This window comes from Streptomyces sp. NPDC003327 (assembly GCF_053589515.1).
In genome coordinates, this window is the sequence record NZ_JBSFSA010000036.1 from 1 (window position 1) to 18,089 (window position 18,089).

12 protein-coding genes are annotated in these 18,089 nt (G+C 74.1%); 2 read left to right on the top strand and 10 right to left on the bottom strand.

Annotated features, from left to right (window positions below):
* Nucleotides 1-266: 266 nt before the first annotated feature.
* Nucleotides 267-953, bottom strand: a complete 687-nt coding sequence (locus ACWDVG_RS23695) for a ScbR family autoregulator-binding transcription factor (protein WP_451701548.1) — start codon at nucleotides 951-953, stop codon at nucleotides 267-269.
* 130 nt (nucleotides 954-1,083) lie between these two features.
* On the opposite strand from ACWDVG_RS23695, the gene ACWDVG_RS23700 reads away from it, so the two are divergent.
* Both ACWDVG_RS23700 and ACWDVG_RS23705 read left to right on the top strand, forming a co-directional pair.
* Nucleotides 1,084-2,043 (top strand): ScbA/BarX family gamma-butyrolactone biosynthesis protein, encoded by a 960-nt coding sequence (locus ACWDVG_RS23700; RefSeq protein WP_451701550.1) that lies wholly within the window; start codon nucleotides 1,084-1,086, stop codon nucleotides 2,041-2,043.
* Nucleotides 2,044-2,055: 12 nt separating this feature from the next.
* The gene (locus ACWDVG_RS23705; RefSeq protein ID WP_451701552.1) at nucleotides 2,056-3,018 is read left to right on the top strand and encodes an NAD-dependent epimerase/dehydratase family protein; all 963 of its coding nucleotides are present in this window, start codon (nucleotides 2,056-2,058) and stop codon (nucleotides 3,016-3,018) included.
* Between the two features lie 179 nt (nucleotides 3,019-3,197).
* Here ACWDVG_RS23705 and ACWDVG_RS23710 read toward each other — a convergent pair whose 3' ends face one another.
* The 9 genes from ACWDVG_RS23710 to ACWDVG_RS23750 form a co-directional block, all read right to left on the bottom strand.
* The gene (locus ACWDVG_RS23710) at nucleotides 3,198-4,292 is read right to left on the bottom strand and encodes a magnesium and cobalt transport protein CorA (protein ID WP_451701668.1); all 1,095 of its coding nucleotides are present in this window, start codon (nucleotides 4,290-4,292) and stop codon (nucleotides 3,198-3,200) included.
* 153 nt (nucleotides 4,293-4,445) lie between these two features.
* Nucleotides 4,446-6,023: a carbohydrate-binding protein gene (locus ACWDVG_RS23715; protein WP_451701555.1), complete on the bottom strand. Its 1,578-nt coding sequence runs from the start codon at nucleotides 6,021-6,023 to the stop codon at nucleotides 4,446-4,448.
* A gap of 250 nt (nucleotides 6,024-6,273) precedes the next feature.
* Complete coding sequence (gene meaB / locus ACWDVG_RS23720) at nucleotides 6,274-7,260, bottom strand: methylmalonyl Co-A mutase-associated GTPase MeaB (protein ID WP_451701558.1); 987 nt, start codon at nucleotides 7,258-7,260, stop codon at nucleotides 6,274-6,276.
* Nucleotides 7,261-7,264: 4 nt separating this feature from the next.
* The gene (scpA, locus tag ACWDVG_RS23725) at nucleotides 7,265-9,439 is read right to left on the bottom strand and encodes a methylmalonyl-CoA mutase (RefSeq protein WP_451701560.1); all 2,175 of its coding nucleotides are present in this window, start codon (nucleotides 9,437-9,439) and stop codon (nucleotides 7,265-7,267) included.
* On the bottom strand, nucleotides 9,439-11,271 hold the full coding sequence (locus ACWDVG_RS23730; RefSeq protein ID WP_451701563.1) for a methylmalonyl-CoA mutase family protein: 1,833 nt from the start codon (nucleotides 11,269-11,271) through the stop codon (nucleotides 9,439-9,441). The genes scpA and ACWDVG_RS23730 overlap by 1 nt, the downstream gene beginning before the upstream one ends.
* 129 nt (nucleotides 11,272-11,400) lie before the next feature.
* On the bottom strand, nucleotides 11,401-13,560 hold the full coding sequence (gene helR / locus ACWDVG_RS23735) for an RNA polymerase recycling motor ATPase HelR (RefSeq protein ID WP_451701565.1): 2,160 nt from the start codon (nucleotides 13,558-13,560) through the stop codon (nucleotides 11,401-11,403).
* Between the two features lie 200 nt (nucleotides 13,561-13,760).
* Nucleotides 13,761-15,107: an amidohydrolase gene (locus ACWDVG_RS23740; protein WP_451701567.1), complete on the bottom strand. Its 1,347-nt coding sequence runs from the start codon at nucleotides 15,105-15,107 to the stop codon at nucleotides 13,761-13,763.
* Nucleotides 15,108-15,245: 138 nt separating this feature from the next.
* Nucleotides 15,246-15,929 (bottom strand): GntR family transcriptional regulator, encoded by a 684-nt coding sequence (locus ACWDVG_RS23745; RefSeq protein ID WP_451701569.1) that lies wholly within the window; start codon nucleotides 15,927-15,929, stop codon nucleotides 15,246-15,248.
* A 145-nt stretch (nucleotides 15,930-16,074) separates the two neighbouring features.
* Entirely contained in the window at nucleotides 16,075-18,051 is a 1,977-nt protein-coding gene (locus ACWDVG_RS23750; protein ID WP_451701571.1) for an ABC transporter permease, read from the bottom strand.
* Between the last annotated feature and the right edge of the window lie 38 nt (nucleotides 18,052-18,089).

Sequence of the window (18,089 nt, forward strand, 5' to 3'; positions counted from 1 at the left end):
CCGCGAACGGGACGATCTTCGCCTCCGCCAGCGCACGCACCGACTCCCGGAGCATCTCGTGCTCCTCGGAGGGCCGATACAGGTCGAAGTCCTTGCCCATGATCTGGAGCTCCCCTAAGAAACGCTTGTGGCGCCGTGGTCGTGCTCGTGGCACCGTCTATGGCACTGAGTACCCTCAGCAAAGCACACTCAGTGCCACGACGCCAGAGCGCCCCGACGCTGTTCGCGTCGGGGCGCTCTTTCCGTACCGCTCGGTCTTCTTCTCGTCACGTCTGGTGAGCGGCGTCCGTCGCCGTCTCCTCCTCGCGGCGTCGACGGGACAGCTCGTACTCGGCGGCGAGCAGCTCGGCGCGGTCCATGCTCATGTCCATCGCGGTCAGCACCGCCGGCGTACAGATGCTCGGCATCACGTGGCGCAGAAGGACCGCCACCCGGTGCATCAGGTCCTCGCGCTCGCAGAGGATCGCCGACATCGCCTGGATGCCGGAGAAGGAGCCGCAGAACAGCTCGGCGGTGTCCTGCGCGTTCACGTGGGGGAGCAGCTCCCCCCGGGCCTTGGCCTCGGTCAGCGCCTCCGACACCTGGGCGATCCAGGCCTGGAACGGCGCCGCCCGGTTGACCCCCGCGGCCCCGCTGTCCAGGGCGAGCGCCACGCTGGCCCGTACCAGCGCGTCACCCTGGAGCCGGTGGGTGAGCAGGAAGCCCTGGTCGACCAGCTCCTGGACCTTGAGGGTCTGCGGAGTCAGCGGCTCGTCGAACATCTGGGCGTCGAGGACGCCGAGCGCCACCTCCTCCTTCGACGCGAAGTGGAAGTAGAGCGCCCCCTTGGTCACCCCGGCGCGCGCGAGGATCTCCCCGACCGTCGTCCGCTCGTAACCGCGCTCCGCGAACACGTACGCGGCGGCTTCGAGGATGAGACGCCGGGTCCTGATCGCTCGGGCTTGCTGCGCCAAAGCGCCTCCTGCTGTGTCGCTGTCCGTGCTCACCGTGTGACGTGAAGCATTGAAAAGAAAACCGCGGTGTACGTACTCTACGCGGGGCCGTAACATCCGCCGGGGGTACAAGGGACGCCGAGGGGGACCCATGGATCGCAACCGACGAGGGACGTCGACGAGTGTCCCCGGGGAGTTCGTCCACCGGGCCGACCCCGCCGACATCATCCCCACCGGCTGGTCCCAGATACAGGAGAATCGGTTCTCCATCTCCGCGCGCTGGCCGGCCGTGCATTCCTACTTCTCCCCCGTGGCAGGGCGCAGACACGATCCGGTCCTGGTCGCCGAAACCCTGCGCCAGGCCACCATGTTGGTCGCACACGCCGAACTCGGGGTATCGGTGGACCATCAGTTCGTCATGTGGGACCTCTTCTACAGCGCCGATCCGGCCGCGCTGGAGCTCAACGGCGCCTCCTCCGACATCGTCGTCGACCTCGCCTTCTCCGAGGTGCGCGGCCAGGGCCGCGGCCTGCGCGCCGACGGCGTCCTCACCCGCGACGGCAGGCCCCTCGCCACCGGCGGCGGCCGCATCAGCTGCACCTCGCCCGCCGCCTACCGGCGCATCCGCGGCGCACGCATGGCCGCCCTCGGCGCGCCCGTCCCGTTGATAGCCGGCGTGGAACCGTCCCTCGTCGGCCGCGAGCACTCCCGGGACGTCGCCCTCGGGCCGGGCACCCGCGCCGGCCAGTGGCAGCTGCGGATCAACACCGCGCACAGCACCCTCTTCCGGCGCCCCAACGACCACGTGCCGGGCATGCTGCTCCTGGAGGCCGCCCGGCAGGCGGCCACCGCCACGGTCGGCGGCGCGTTCGTGCCCACCTCCATGGACGTCTCGTTCTCGCGTTACGTCGAGCTCGACAGCCCCTGCTGGATCGAGGCCGAACCCGTGCCGGGCCCCGGCCCCGGCGTCACCGCCGTCGACCCCGACGTCACCGTCGTCCGGGTCGTCGGCCACCAGGACGGCGAGACCGTCTTCACCTGCGTCCTCACCTCCCCGTCCCGCGACCTCGCCGCGGCGGGGGCCCGCGCCGGGCGGCGCCTCGCGAGCTGAACCGGACCCGACATGGCACCACGCGTACTCGTCACCGGCGCGACCGGATTCATCGGCAGCCGCGTCCTGGCGGCGACGGCCGGACACCCCGGCATCGGCCACGTCCGGCTGCTCACCCGGCGCCCGCTCGACCCGCCCGCCGCCGGAGCGGCCGGCGGCCCGGTGTACGAGACCGTGCCCGGCGACCTCCGCGACCCCGCCGCCCTGCGCCGGGCCTGCGCGGGCGCCGACGTCCTCCTCCACTGCGCATCGGCGATCGGCGGCGACGAGGACCACCTCCGTACGGTCAACGACCGGGGCACCCGCGCCCTCGTCGAGGCGGCCGTCGACGCGGGCGTCTCCCGGATCGTCGCCCTCTCCACCGCCTCCGTCCACGGCCGCGGCCCCTTCCGGGCGGCCGCGCCCGGCACCCTGCCGCTCGCCCCCGGCTCGGCGACCAGCCGCACCAGGGCGGCGGCCGACGGGCACGTCCTGGACGCGGGCGGCACCGTGCTGCGCCCGCACCTCGTGTACGGGACGGGGGACCGGCAGCTGGTCCCCGGCATCGTCCGGCTGCTCGGCGCGCTGCCCGGACCGCTCACCGGCACCTCGCTGCACTCCATGACCGACGTCGACCGCCTGGCCGAGGTCCTGCTCGGCGCGGCCCTCTCGCCCGCGACGCGCCCCGGGCCGTACTACGTCGACCACCCCGAGCCCGTCCCCGCCGACGACCTGGTCGCCGCGGGCGAGGCGCTGCTCGCCCGGCTGCCGGGGCGCGCGGGGCGGCCGCGCGGCGCCGCGCTCGGCTTCGACGAGGCCGGGGCCCTCCTGGCCGGCGACCCGGTCGCCCTCCACCACCTCGCCATGGTCGCCACCGACCACTGGTTCGCCGACGCACGCCCCTGGCGGGAGCTGGGCTGCGATCCGGGCCCGGCCTTCGGGGAGGCCTTCGCACGCCACGCGCGCTGGTACCGCACGGCGCTCGCCGGGGGCTGAGGACTCCGCCGGATCCGGGGCCCGTCAGCCACATCGTCCAGCCGGTCGCCGCCCCGGAGGAGTCGGCCCGCCGGATCGCCCGGATCACCGCGCGCATCGCCTGCCCGCGGCCCACCGGCAGCGGCCCCGAAGGGTGAGGAGCGGCGGCTCTGACGTCCCCGCCTGGCTCGACGTCCCCGTCACAGCCAGCCGTTGCGCCGGAACCCCCGGTGGATCACGAAGCACGCGACCGTGATGACGCCGAGGACCAGCGGGTAGCCGTAGGTCCAGCGCAGCTCCGGCATGTGGTCGAAGTTCATCCCGTACACGCCGCAGACCATGGTGGGGACGGCGACGATCGCGGCCCACGCGGTGATCTTGCGCATGTCCTCGTTCTGGGCGACGGTCACCTGTGCCAGATGGGCCTGGAGTATCGAGTCGAGCAGGGCGTCGTAGGAGGAGACCTGCTCGGTGACCCGGGTCAGGTGGTCGGCGACGTCACGGAAGTACGCGCGGATGTCCGGGTCCACGAGCGGCATCGGCCGGTCGGCGAGCTGCTGGAGCGGCCGGCCCAGCGGCACCACGGCCCGCTTCAGTTCGAGGAGTTCGCGCTTGAGCTGGTAGATCCGCCCGGCGTCCCGCCGGTCCGCCTGCTCCGCGAAGACCGCGTTCTCGATGGCGTCCAGGTCGTCCCGCACGGCGTCGGCCACGGCCAGGTAGTCGTCCACCACGTGGTCCGCCATCGCGTGCAGCACGGCGGACGGGCCCTTCGCGAGCTGCTCGGGCAGGTCCTCGAGGGCCTCGCGCAGCGGGCCGAGCGAGCCGTGGCCGCCGTGGCGGATCGTGATGACGAAGTCGGGGCCCACGAACGCCATCAGCTCGCCGCTGTCCACCACCTCGCTGGTGGCGGTCAGTTCCTCGTGCTCGACGTAACGGACCGTCTTGAGGACGGCGAAGAGCACGCCGTCGTAGTTCTCCACCTTGGGCCGCTGGTGGGCGGTGACGGCGTCCTCCACCGCCAGCGGGTGCAGTCCGAAGAGCTCGGCCAGACCGGCGAACTCCTTCTCGTCCGGTTCGTGCAGGCCGATCCACACGAAGCCGGTGCCCGCCCTGCGGACCTGTCCGAGGGCCTCCGCCGCCGCCTCCTCGGCGGGGGCGCGTCCGGGCCGCCGTACGCCGTCGACGTACACGACGCAGTTGACGACCGAGCTGCCGAGCGGGGAGCGCGCCGGGTGGCTGAGGTCCACCGTCCGCCGGTACGTCCGGCGGACGGCGCTGCGCAGGCGTTGGATCATGGACACGCGGACTCTCCTTCGGCAGATCACGGCCAGTCTGCCACCGACGATCCACCGGGTGAACGCCCCCGGTCCCGGGACCCGGACGGGGCCCCGGGACCGGGTCCCCGCCCCGCTCCCGCCCCTCCGCGCTGCCCCTCGGCGCGCGTGCCGCTACAGCGTGACCGGCTTGCCGCCCAGGGTGACCGCGAGCCGGCCGTCGGAGGCGAAGGACCACGCAAGGGCGCCGGTGTAGTTGGCGCACCGGGAGCCGTTCGTGCCGCTCCAGAACTGGTTCGTGGCGTCGACGTCGCCGATCGTCCTGTCGGCCGTACCGCTGCCGCTGCGGCAGGAGGTGTTCCCGCGGAAGACCGACGTGCCGGCGTCGAAGGTGTAGTTGCGCTGGGCGTTGTCGACGCTGAGGTTGTTCGAGACGCTCATCGAACCCGGGTTGCTGTTGTAGGTGAAGCCGTGCTTGCCGTTGTGGAACGCGATGCTGCGCCGTACGACGTGGTTCACCGGGATGTCCTCGCCGCCCAGCTTGTAGCCGTTGCGGTCGCCGTTGGCGTTCTGGGTGCCGTCGGAGAGCGTGCCGTTGTCGTACGCGAGGGAGTCCTCGATCGTCACCGTGCCGATCGCCCCGGTGTCGGTCTTCGTGTACAGGTCCCAGCCGTCGTCGATGTTGTGGTGGGCGACGGTGTGGCGGAAGACGTTCCCCGGGCCGACCGTCAGCTTGGCGGCGAAGCCGTCGGCGTTCTCGCCGCCGGAGTCGGCGTTGTCGTGCGACACGGCGCTCAGGACGAGGTTGTTCGACGGCCACTGCTCGCGCGGGGTGGTGGAGGCCGCGCGGGAGAGCTGGAGGCCCGAGTCGCGGTTGAAGCGGGTCACCGTCCGCTCGATGACGTTGTTGCTGCCGCCGACGAAGATGCCGTTGTCACCGGCGCGTTCCACGACGATGCCGTAGACGTGCCAGTACGAGCCGTTGACGGCGAGTCCGCGGTTCGACGAACCCTCCGCCATGGCCGAGAAGTTGAGGACCGGGGTCTCGCCCGGATAGGCGGAGAGCCTCGTGCGGGCCGCGGCCGTGCCGTTGGTGCCGGCCGGGATGGTGATCGTCTGCGCGTGGCTGTACGTCCCGCCGCGCAGGTAGATCGTGCCGCCGGAGGTGACGCGGGAGATCGCCGAGGCCAGCGTCGTCGGGTCCGAGACGGTGCCGGCCGCGCCCGCCGTGCCGTTCGGGGCCACGTAGAGCGCCGAGCCCGTGGGCGGCGGCGTGGTGGTGCCGCTCGTCTCGACCTCCAGGTGGTCGATGTTCGGCAGCCCGGCGGCGCTCGTGGGGCTGAAGCGGACGGTGCCGGTGCCCGCGCCCAGCGGCACCGTGAGGGTCTTGGTCGTCCAGCCGTCCCAGGTGCCGGTGGACTCGAAGGAGACCGACGCCGCCGTCGTGCCGTTCACGGTGACGGTGGCCGCCCGCGCGGCGGTGGTGCCGTTGGCGAACCGGACCCGCAGCGTCGCGGTGCCGGCCGCGGGCGCGGTGACCGTGAACTGGGCGGCGGCGCCGACGGCGTTGGTGCCGTTGCAGAAGCCGCTGCCGGTGAAGCCGGCCCAGTCGGAGTCGAGGGTGCCGGTGCAGACCGCGGGCGAGGCCTCGGCCTCGTACCGGGTGGTCGCGGCCTGGGCGGTCGTACCGGTCAGGGCGACGAGCGTGCCGGCCAGCAGGCCCACGCTCGCGGTGACGGATCGGGTTCGCATCGAAGACTCCAGTGTGATCGGCTCGTCGAAAACAGTTCAGGACCATGAACAGGTGGGGTGACGGGACGCACGTCGAAGAGGGCAGAGAAAGCGCTTTCGGCGCGACGGTAGGCGGGTTCCTGGCAGGGCGTCAATATGGGCGTCACCGTGTCCGGTTCATGTTCATGAACAAAAAGGGGCGGCACCCGAAGGTGCCGCCCTCTCTCTCCGAAGCCTGCGCGGCGTGGTGCCGGGCCGTCGACCCGCGCCGTCAGCCCGTCCCGTTCCCGAACGCCTCCAGGATGCGTTCCGCCGCCAGCGTCGCCGTCAGCTCGCCCTCGCGGACCATGCGCTCGACCTCCGGCGCCAGCGCCCGCACCGCCGGGTGCGCATGGAGGCGCCCCAGAACCTCCTCCCGGACCATGGTCCAGGCCCAGTCGACCTGCTGGTCCCGGCGGCGCGCGGCGAGGCGGCCCGTGGCGTCGAGCAGTGCGCGGTGCTTCTCCAGCCGCTCCCACACCTCGTCGAGGCCCGTCGACTCGCGCGCGCTGCAACTCAGCACGGGCGGGGTCCACACGGCCTCCCTGCCGTGCATCAGCCGCAGGGCGCCCGCCAGTTCACGGGCGGCGGCGCGGGCGTCCGCCGCGTGCGGGCCGTCCGCCTTGTTGACGGCCACCACGTCCGCGAGCTCCAGGACGCCCTTCTTGATGCCCTGCAGCTGGTCGCCCGTCCGCGCCAGGCTGAGCAGCAGGAAGGAGTCGACCATGTCGGCGACGGTCGTCTCCGACTGCCCCACGCCCACGGTCTCCACCAGGACCACGTCGTACCCGGCCGCCTCCATGACAATCATCGACTCGCGGGTCGCCTTGGCGACCCCGCCGAGCGTGCCCGCCGACGGCGACGGCCGCACGAAGGCCGCCGGATCCACCGCGAGCCGCTCCATCCGCGTCTTGTCGCCGAGGATCGAACCCCCGGTACGCGTCGACGACGGGTCGACGGCCAGCACCGCCACCCGGTGCCCGAGGCCGGTCAGCATCGTGCCGAAGGCGTCGATGAAGGTCGACTTGCCCACCCCCGGCACCCCGCTGATCCCGATCCGCCGGGCGCCGCCGCTGTGCGGCAGCAGCCGGGTCAGCAGCTCCTGGGCGAGCGCGCGGTGGTCGGGCCGGGTGGACTCGACGAGGGTGATGGCGCGCGCCACGAGGGCGCGCTTCCCTTCGCGCACACCCTTCACGTACGTGTCGATGTCGATGGCCATGTGTCTACAGATCGTGTCCCAGGTCGCAGGCGAGCCGGCGCACCAGGTCCGCCGCCGCGTCCGGGATGACCGTGCCGGGCGGGAAGACGGCGGCCGCCCCCATCTCCAGGAGGGTCGGCACGTCCTGGGGCGGGATGACCCCGCCGACCACGATCATGATGTCCTCCCGGCCCTCCGCGGCCAGCTCGTCCCGCAGCGCGGGCACGAGCGTCAGGTGGCCCGCCGCCAGCGACGACACGCCCACGATGTGAACGTCCGCCTCGACGGCCTGCCGCGCCACCTCCGCGGGGGTCTGGAACAGCGGGCCGACGTCGACGTCGAAGCCCAGGTCGGCGAAGGCGGTCGCGATCACCTTCTGGCCGCGGTCGTGCCCGTCCTGGCCCATCTTCGCGACCAGGATGCGCGGGCGCCTGCCCTCGGCCTCGTCGAACGCGTCGACCAGCGCACGGGTGTCGTCCACGGACGGGGACTCTCCTGCCTCGTTGCGGTACACGCCGGAGATCGTACGGATCTGGCCCGCGTGCCTGCCGTACACCTTCTCCAGGGCGTCCGAGATCTCCCCGACGGTCGCCTTCGCGCGGGCCGCCCGCACGGCCAGTTCCAGCAGGTTGCCCGAGCCGCCCGCGGCGCGCGTCAGGTCGTCGAGCGCGTCCCGGCAGGCCCGCTCGTCGCGCTCCGCGCGCAGCCGCCGCAGCTTCTCGATCTGCTGTGCCCGCACCGAGGAGTTGTCGACCTTGAGGACCTCGATCTGCTCGTCGCCGTCCACCCGGTACTTGTTGACGCCGATGACGGGCTGCCGACCCGAGTCGATCCGCGCCTGCGTACGGGCCGCCGCCTCCTCGACGCGCAGCTTCGGAATGCCCGCGTCGATGGCCTGCGCCATGCCGCCGGCCGCCTCGACCTCCTGGATGTGCTGCCAGGCCCGGCGCGCCAGGTCGTACGTGAGCCGCTCCACGTACGCGCTGCCGCCCCACGGGTCGATCGTCCGCGTCGTGCCCGACTCCTGCTGGATGAGCAGCTGGGTGTTGCGGGCGATGCGGGCCGAGAAGTCGGTCGGCAGGGCGAGCGCCTCGTCGAGGGCGTTGGTGTGCAGCGACTGGGTGTGGCCCTGGGTCGCGGCCATCGCCTCCACACAGGTGCGGGTGACGTTGTTGAAGACGTCCTGCGCCGTGAGCGACCAGCCCGACGTCTGCGAATGGGTGCGCAGCGAAAGGGACTTGGCGTTCTTCGGGTCGAACTCCTTGACCAGCTTGGCCCAGAGCAGCCGGGCCGCGCGGAGCTTCGCGATCTCCATGAAGAAGTTCATGCCGATCGCCCAGAAGAACGACAGGCGCGGCGCGAACGCGTCCACGTCCAGACCGGCTTCGCGGCCCGCCCGGATGTACTCGACGCCGTCGGCGAGCGTGTACGCCAGCTCCAGGTCGGCCGTCGCGCCCGCCTCCTGGATGTGGTACCCGGAGATCGAGATGGAGTTGTACCGGGGCATGTTCCGCGAGGTGAAGGCGAAGATGTCGGAGATGATCCGCATCGACGGCTTCGGCGGGTAGATGTAGGTGTTGCGGACCATGAACTCCTTGAGGATGTCGTTCTGGATGGTCCCCGCCAGCTTCTCCGCCGGCACCCCCTGCTCCTCGGCCGCCACGATGTAGAGGGCGAGGACGGGCAGCACCGCGCCGTTCATCGTCATCGACACCGACATCTGGTCCAGCGGGATGCCGTCGAACAGCTGCCGCATGTCGTAGATCGAGTCGATGGCCACGCCCGCCATGCCGACGTCACCCGTGACGCGCGGGTGGTCGCTGTCGTAGCCGCGGTGCGTGGGCAGGTCGAAGGCGACCGACAGGCCCTTCTGGCCCGCCGCCAGGTTGCGCCGGTAGAACGCGTTGGACTCCTCGGCGGTGGAGAACCCCGCGTACTGCCGGATCGTCCACGGCTGGTTCACGTACATCGTCGGGTACGGGCCCCGCAGGAACGGCGCCACGCCCGGGTACGTACCGAGGAAGTCCACGTCCCGCAGGTCGTCGCCGGTGTACAGCGGCTTGACCGCGATGCCCTCCGGCGTCTCCCACAGCGGGTCGTCCCCGCCCGTGGCCCGCTTGACGGCGGCCTGCCACTCGTCGGCGCTGCCGGCGGGAGACGGGGACCCCAGATCGATCCCGGTGAAGTCGGGGATTCCCATCAGGACACTCCCATGCGGTCGAGGGTGGCGGAGAGGACGGCGATCGCGTCGCACCCCGCGAAGACGTACGAGTCGGCGTCCGGGTGCGTACCGGGCCGGCCGGCCAGCGACACGTGCCGGGCGCCCGCCGCGCGGAGGTCCGCCGCGGCGGCCGCCGCCCGCTCCTCGTAGAGGGCGTCGCTGGAGCAGAGGCAGGCCTCGGTGGCGCCGCTCTCCGCGAAGGACCCCTCGGTGACGGGCTCGATGCCACCCGCCTGGAAGAGGTTGGCCGCGAACGTGAGCCGCGCCGTGTGCGCGGCGGCGGGGCCGAGCGCGGCGAGGTAGACCCGCGGCCGCGCGCCGGTCGCCGCCAGGTGCGCGTCCGAGCGGGCCCGCAGCGCCTCGTACGCCTCGTCGCGCCGCACCCGCGGCAGGCCGCCGCCGGGCGCGGCGGGCGCGGGCTCGCGCACGACCGGCTTCTCCGCCAGGTGCGGGAACTCGCTGACACCGGTGACCGGTTCGCGGCGCTTGGCGAGCGCGGCCGAGCGCGCCGCCCAGGTCGCACCCAGCCGCTCCTCGACCAGGCCCGAGCGCAGCGCGGCGGCCTGGCCGCCCGCCCGCTCGATCTCCTGGAAGAACTCCCAGCCCGCCCGGGCCAGTTCGTCGGTCAGCCGCTCCACGTACCAGGAGCCGCCGGCCGGGTCGATCACCCGGGCCAGGTGGGACTCCTCGACGAGGATGGTCGAGGTGTTGCGGGCGATGCGGCGCGCGAAGGCGTCCGGCAGGCCGATCGCGTGGTCGAAGGGGAGGACGGTGACCGACTCGGCGCCGCCGACCCCCGCCGCCAGGGTGGCGACCGTCGTCCGCAGCATGTTCACCCACGGGTCGCGGGCCGTCATCATCACCGGCGACGTCACGGCGTGCTGGAGCTGCGCCCCGGCCGCCGGCGCCCCGCAGGCCTCGGCGACCCGCGCCCACAGCCGGCGCGCGGCGCGCAGCTTGGCGATCGTCAGGAACTGGTCGGCGGTGGCCGCGTAGCGGAACTCCAGCTGGCCGAGCGCCTGCTCCAGCGTCAGACCGCCGTCGGTCAGCGCCCGCAGGTAGGCCACGCCGGTGGCGAGCGAGCAGCCCAGCTCCTCGGCGGCGGAACCGCCGGCCTCGTGGTACGGCAGGGCGTCCACGGTCACGGCCCGCAGTCCCGGGTACGTCTCCGCGCAGCGCCGCGCGAGTCCGACGGTGGCCGGGAAGCCGCCCTCGGCCGCGCCGTCGCCGTCGTACGCCGTCCCGGTCCTGGCCTCGGTGCCGAGCGGGTCGGCGCCGAGGTTGCCGCGGGCCGCCTCCGGGGCCACGCCGCGCCGTGCGAGGACGGCGAGGAACGCGTCGGCCGCGGCGGCCGTCTCCGCTCCGGCGTCCAGGACGACGGGCGCCAGGTCGAGGTACACGTCCCGCAGCACCCGGTCGAGCTCCGCCACCGGGACGCCGCCCGCGCCGACGGCGAGCCACAGCGAGGTGACGCCGTTCTCCAGGTCGGTGAGGACCGCCTCCGGGTCGGCCGCCCGGTGGCGCTGGCGCACGTCCCAGCCGGCCGCGGTCGTGCCCTCGGCGCGGCCGGACCGCACGAAGGGCGCGAATCCGGGCAGGCCGGGGTCGGCCGCGGCGTCCTCCGTGGTGTACAGCGGCCGGGCGCGCAGGCCGTCCTCCAGTGCGGTGGACAGCGCGTCCTCGGCCTCGGTCTCGGGGACGTCCCGGCCCGACCTGCTCAGCACGCCCGCCACGAGGCGCTGCCACTGCGCATGGGTCGCTGCGGGGAACTCGGCGGCCAGCGAGAGGCCGTCGTCAGGCAGCACAGTCATGCTCGGATGCTAGGTCAAGGCCACAAAGGAGCAGAGCGCGAGCCGCTGTGACCTTGACCTCCTTGAACCTGGGGTCCTTCCGTGCGTACCGTCCCCGGGCGCCTCCGGCCCGCCCCGTACGAGCACGGGTCAGGCGCTCGTGAGGACCACCAGCCGCTGGGTCGCCCGCGTCATCGCGACGTAGCGGTCGACCGCGCCCCCGATGCCCGTGCCGAACTCCTCCGGGTCGACGAGCACGACCAGGTCGAACTCCAGGCCCTTCGACAGACCCGGCGTCAGCGACCGCACCCGCGGGGACGCCGGACGGAACTCCGGCGCGCCGATCACGCACGCGACCCCGTCGGCGTGCTCGGCGAGCCAGCCGTCGAGCACCGCGCCGAGGTCCGCGGCCGACCCGTGGACGACGGGGAGGCCGCTGCTCCGGATCGACGTCGGCACGTTCGCGTCCGGCAGCGCGGCCCGGATCACCGGCTCGGCCTCCGCCATGACCTCCTCCGGCGTCCGGTAGTTGACGGTCAGCGAGGTCGTCTCGATCCGGTCGATGCCGACCCGCTCCAGACGCTCCCGCCACGACTCGGCGAACCCCTGCCGGGCCTGCGCGCGGTCCCCCACGATCGTGAAGCTCCGGGACGGGCAGCGCAGCAGCAGCATCTGCCACTCCGCGTCCGTCAGCTCCTGCGCCTCGTCGACGACGATGTGCGCGAACGGGCCCGCGAGGGGCTCGGGACCGGTCCCCGGCGCGGCGGAACCGTCGACCAGGGTGTCCTGGAGGTCCTGCCCGCGCAGCATCGTCACCGCGCCCTCGCCGTCCGGATCGGCCCGCACGATGGTGTCGATGACCCCGGCCATCCGCTCCCGCTCCGCGGCCAGCGCCGCCTTGTGCCGCAGTTTGCGGACCGCCGTCCGCGGGTCGCCGAGCCGCTGCCGCGCCGCGTCCAGGAGCGGCAGGTCCGACACCGTCCACGCCTGCGCGTCCGCCCGCCGCAGCCTGCGCACGTCGTCGGGGCCGAGCCACGGCGCGCACTTGCGGAGGTACGCGGGGACCGACCACAGGTCCCCGACGAGGTCGGCGGCCTCCAGGAGCGGCCAGGCGCCGTGCAGGGCGCCCCGCAGCTCCTGGTCCTGCCGCAGCGCCTTCGCGAACAACTCCTCCGGCACGTCCTCGTTGCCGAGCTTGTCGTACAGGAGGGCGACGAGTTCCTCCCAGACCTGCTCCCGCCCCTCGTTGTGCGGCGTCCCCGGCTCCACCGCCCCGAAGGCCTCCGCCCAGTCGTCGGCGCCCAGCCACAGCTCGGCCCAGTCGGTCGTGACCTTCATGCCCTGCGCGGGCGGCTCCTCGTAGAACCGGACGGCCGTCTCGATCGCCCGCGTCACCATGTCCGCCGACGCCTTCAGGCGCGCCGCCTCCGGGTCGGTCTCGACGACCGCGCCCGCCCCCTCGGCTACCAGGTCCCGCACCGTGCACGTCTGCACGCCCTCCTCGCCCAGGCTGGGCAGGACGTCGGAGACGTACGCCAGGTACGGCTGGTGCGGGCCGACGAACAGCACGCCGCCCCGCCGGTGGCCGAGGCGCGGGTCCGCGTACAGCAGGTGCGCCGTACGGTGCAGCGCGACGACCGTCTTGCCCGTGCCGGGGCCGCCGTCCACGACGAGCGCGCCGCGCGAGCCCGCGCGGATGATCGCGTCCTGGTCGGCCTGGATGGTGCCGAGCACGTCCCGCATGCGCGCCGACCGCTCGCTGCCCAGGCTGGCGACGAACGCGGACTGGTCGTCGAGCGCGGCGTGCCCCTCGAGCCCGTCGGGGGTGAACACCTCGTCCCAGTAGTCGCCGATCCGGCCGCCGGTCCAGCGGTAGCGGCGGCGGCTCGCCAGGCCCATGGGACGGGCGTGGGTCGCCGCGAAGAACGGCTCGGCCGCCGGGGAACGCCAGTCGATCAGGAGCCGGCGGCCCGCGCCGTCGGTCAGCCCGAGCCGGCCGATGTAGACGGGCTCGGAGCCGTCGTCGGCGACGATCCGCCCCAGGCAGAGGTCGAGGCCGAAGCGCCGCAGGGCGCGCAGCCGCCCGGTCAGCCGGTGCACCTCGACGTCGCGCTCCATCGCCTCCCGGCCGACGCCACCGGGCGCCCGGCGAGCGGCGTCGAGCTGCGCGGACAGGTCGGCGATCGCCTCGTCGAGGCTCTCGGCGACGGCGGCGAAGTGCTTCTCGTCCTCCGCGATCAGCAGCGGGTCGGCCTTGGCGGACAGTCGGTCGGGGAGGGCGAACGCGCTGGGGGAGGTCGAGGGGGTCATGGGCAGCTCCGATCGGTCACATCAGAAGCCCGGCGCCGCGTACCGTCGCATTCGGTCCGCCGGGGCTTCGACCAGGGATTCTGCGCCATCAGGGGGGCCTTGCGGCAAGGCCCCCCGTACGCTATACGTTAAGAGTGGCAAGGGGTGCGTCCACCCCCTCCACTCCCACCGCTCCCGCGCTTCCGGCCCCTCTCTCCGCCTCAGTCGAGGAACGCGCCGTCGCGGGCCACCACGACCCCGCCGTGCACCACCATGTCACGCCGCGGCATGTCGACGACCACCTGCGGCAGGCACTCGCCGCGTACGAGCACGAAGTCGGCCGGAGAGCCGGGCTCCAGGGTCGCGTGCGCCAGCCCCAGCACGTCCGCGCCGCCGTGGGCGGCCACGCGGTAGCACTCCGCGAGCTCCTCGTCGAGGCGTACGTCCGTCACCCAGCCGAGCAGCTGGGCGCGGTGGAGCATGTCGGCGTTGCCGAAGGGGCTCCAGGCGTCCCGGACGCCGTCCGAGCCGAGCCCGACCCGCACCCCGTGGGCGCGCAGCTTCGCGATCGGCAGCACCAGCGAGTCGGACGGCGCCACCGTGGTGAGCGCGATGTCCAGCTCGCCCAAGTCGGCCGCCACCGCGTCCAGTTCACGGTCCGTCAGGCCCGGCAGGCAGAAGACGTGGCTGACGGTGACCCGGCCCGCGAGGGACAGGGCGCGGGTGCGGTCGATGATGCCGCGCATCGCCCTGAGCCCGTTCTCGCCCCGGTCGTGGAGGTGGATGTCCACCCCGACGCCGTGCCGGTCCGCGATGTCGAAGACCAGGTCGAGCTGCTCGTCGAGCGCCTGGTCGAAGCCGATCGGGTCGATGCCGCCGATCATGTCGACGAGACCCTCGCGCGCCGCCTCCTCCAGGAGGGCTGCCGTGCCGGGCGCACGGACCACGCCGTGCTGCGGGAAGGCCACGATCTGGACGTCGAGCGCGTGCCGCAGCCGCTCCCGTGCCTCCACCAGGCCCTCCACCCCGGCCAGGCCGTACGCCGGGGCCAGGTCGGCGTGGGCGCGCATGCCCCGGGTGCCGCGGGAGACCGCGTGGCTCATCAGACCGTACGCCCGCTCGGCGACCGACCGCCGCTGCGCCCGGAACAGCTCCACGTCCTGGGCGACGTAGTCGGCGATGCCGCTCGCGGGGCGGCGCGACACCCAGGAGCCGCCCCAGGTCGTCTTGTCGGGGTGGATGTGCGCGTCCACGAGCGACGGCAGCGCGATGCGGCCGCCGCCGTCGACGGTCCGCGCGCCGCGCGGCGCCGGGCCGGCCGTGACGCGGCCGTCGACGACCACCAGGTTCGTGGCGAGGGCCGCGCCGAACGGCCGGACGTTCCGGAAGACCACGGCCCGGTCCCGCCGCCCCGACGTCGACGTGGCCGGGGCCGCGGCAGGGGCTCGGGTGGCGGCGGCCGCGGAAGCGGTCGAGGCGGCCGTCACGGCGGTGGTGCCGGCCAGCGCCGCCGTGGCGAGCACGGCGCGGCGGGAAGGGCGGCCGGAGGGGTTGCTGTCGACGCGCACGGAAGCTCCTCGGTGTAGGCGACAGCGATTTTGTATACCAAGCGTGGCTGGGCAGGCAAGGGCGGGCTGCAATAGGCGGGGAAACAGTGACGAGGGGCGTCGATGAGGGGTGCACTGGTATACAAAGAAGCGGAGCGGTCAGTCCGTGAAGAGGGAGCGCATCGCCACCGTCCTGCTGTCCCGCACGTGCAGCAGCGTGCTCGCCGCCGCCGCCTCCGGGTCACCGGAGGCGATGTGCCGGTACATCTCGGCGTGCTGCGCCCGCATGTGCGCCGGCTCCTCGCGCAGGCCGAACAGCAGCCGCAGCTGCCAGCTGAGCTGCTCCATCGTGCGGGCGAGCAGCGGGTTCCCCGACAGCGCCACCACGCCCTCGTGGAAGGCGGTGTGGGCGGCCACCTCGCGGCCGGCCTCGTCCGCCGCGGCCGCCGCCTCCGCCTGGCGCAGCGTGGTCTCCAGCTCCGCGAGCCCCGCCGCGCCGCCGCCCGCCGCGACCGCCCGCGCCGCCAGCCGGGACGCCTGGACCGCGAGCGGCTCCCACACCTCGTACAGGTGCTCCACGTCGGCGCGCAGCAGGCGGCGGACCCGTACCCCGCTGTGCGGGAGCAGTTCCAGGAGCCCCTCGGCGACCAGCGCGCGCAGCGCCTCGCGCACCGGGACGCGGGACATGCCCAGCTCCTCGGCGACCTCGCGCTCCACGAGCCGGGACCCCTGGGCGTACCGCCGGTCCACGATGCGCCGGAGGACCGCCTCGCGCGCCTGGGCGCTCAGCGAGGCGGGGCCGGGGGTGGTCGGCCCCCCGCCGCTTCTCTTCCCGTCCGACACGTTCTCCGCCTCCGCCTTCCGACTGCGCCGGGCCGGTTCCGCCGCCCGGTCCCGCGGGCCGGTCCCGCGGGCCGATCCCGTGACCCGGTCCCGTGGCCCGGTCCGCCCGAGGATACGTCCGGCGGACGGGGACCCCGACGTGGACTCAGACGGTCACGATCGTCGCCTCGGTCGCCTTGACGCTGGTCCACACCGGCACCCCGTCCGCGAGGCCCAGTTCGGCGGCGGCCGCCGGGGTGATCTCGGCGACGAGGTCGGGCGCCAGGTCGGAGGCGACGAGGACGCGCAGCCGGCTGCCGCTCGTGGTGATCTCGCGTACGGTGCCGGGCCAGACGTTCCGCGGGCTGCCGCTCGGCCGCTCGCGGTGGACCGAGACGGCCTCCGGCGCGATGACCGCGAGGGCCTCCGTGCCCGGCGGCAGCGGTTCGGCGGTGACCAGGACCCCGCCGCCGGGCAGGGCGAGCCCCTCGGCGGTGGCGGTGCCCGGCCAGGCGTTGCGGCCCAGCATGCGCGCCACCCACGGCGAGCGCGGGTGCCGGGTGACCTCGGCGGGCGTGTCGTCCTGGAGGGTGCGGCCGTCCTGGAGGACGAGGACGCGGTCGGCGAGCGAGACGGCCTCCACGGGGTCGTGGGTGACGATCAGGCAGACGCCGCCGAACCCGGCGAGGTGGGTGCGCAGGGTATGCCGCACATGGGCCCGGGTCGTCTGGTCCAGGGCGGCCAGCGGCTCGTCGAGGACGAGGAGCCGCGGCCTGGCCGCCAGGGCGCGGGCCAGGGCGACGCGCTGGGCCTGGCCGCCGGAGAGCTGGGCGGGACGGCGGTGCGCGAGCGCGCCGACGCCGAGCCGGTCGAGCCAGGCCTGCGCCTCGCGGCGGGCCGCGGCGCGGCCCACGCCCTGGACGCGGAGCCCGTACGCCGTGTTGGCGAGCGCCGTCAGGTGCGGGAAGAGGGCGCCGTCCTGGGGGACCCAGGCGACCCGGCGGCGGTGCGGCGGCAGCGCGGTGACGTCGGTGGCGCCGAGCCGGAGCGCGGCGTGGGCGCGGGGGGTGAGGCCGAGGAGGGCGCGGAGCAGCGTGGTCTTGCCCGCGCCGTTCGGTCCGACGACGGCGATGGTGGTGCCGGGGCCGGCGTCCAGGGTGAGCCGCGTGAAGCCGGTGACCTCGGCGTGCAGCGACCATGCCTCCCCGCGGGGCGCGGGCGGTGCCTCCGGCCGTACGGGGTGGGGTGCGGCGCCCACGGTCGGCCCCGTGCCCGGGCCCGGAGCCGCGTCCTCGCCCGGTTCCCGGTCCGGCGGGGCGGCGCGGGGCGCGCGGGCCGTCGGGGTCCCCGACCACCGGCCGCGCAGGGCGACGAGGACGGCCATGGCGATGGCGAGCAGCAGCAGCGAGACCGAGGTGGCGGCCTCCGGTTCCTCCTGGAGCAGCAGATAGACCTGGAGGGGGAGGGTCTGGGTGGTGCCGGGCAGGTTCCCGGCGAAGGTGATGGTCGCGCCGAACTCGCCCAGCGCCCGCGCCCAGGTGAGCGCCGCGCCCGCGACCAGGCCGGGCGCGACCATCGGCAGCGTGACGGTGAAGAAGACCCGGACCGGGGAGGCGCCGAGCGAGGCCGCCGTCTCCTCGTACCGCGGCCGCAGCCCGCCCAGCGCGCCCTCCAGGCTGATGACGAGGAACGGCATCGCGACGAACGTCGCGGCGAGGACGGCGCCGGACGTGTGGAACGGGAAGGTGACGCCGAAGGTGTCCTCCAGCCAGGGCCCGAGGAGGCCGCGGCGGCCGAAGGCGAGGAGCAGGGCGACCCCGCCGACGGTCGGCGGGAGCACCATGGGCAGCAGGACGAGCGAGCGGACGAGGGCCTTTCCGGGGAAGGGGACCCGGGCGAGCAGCCACGCGAGCGGTACGCCGAGCAGCAGGGAGAGGCCGAGCGACCAGAACGACACCACGAGGGAGAGCCGCAGGGCCTCGACCGTGCCCGGGGAGCCGAGGTGGCCGGCGAGGCCGCTCCACTCGGTCCGTACGAGGATGCCGAGCAGGGGCAGCGTCAGGAGCGCCACGGCGAGGACCGCGGGCACGGTGAGCGAGAGGGGCGGACGGGCCCCGGCCGTACGGAGGCGTGTGCGTTTCATGGGGCGTCGCGTCCTGTCGTGGCGTGCAGTCGTGGCGT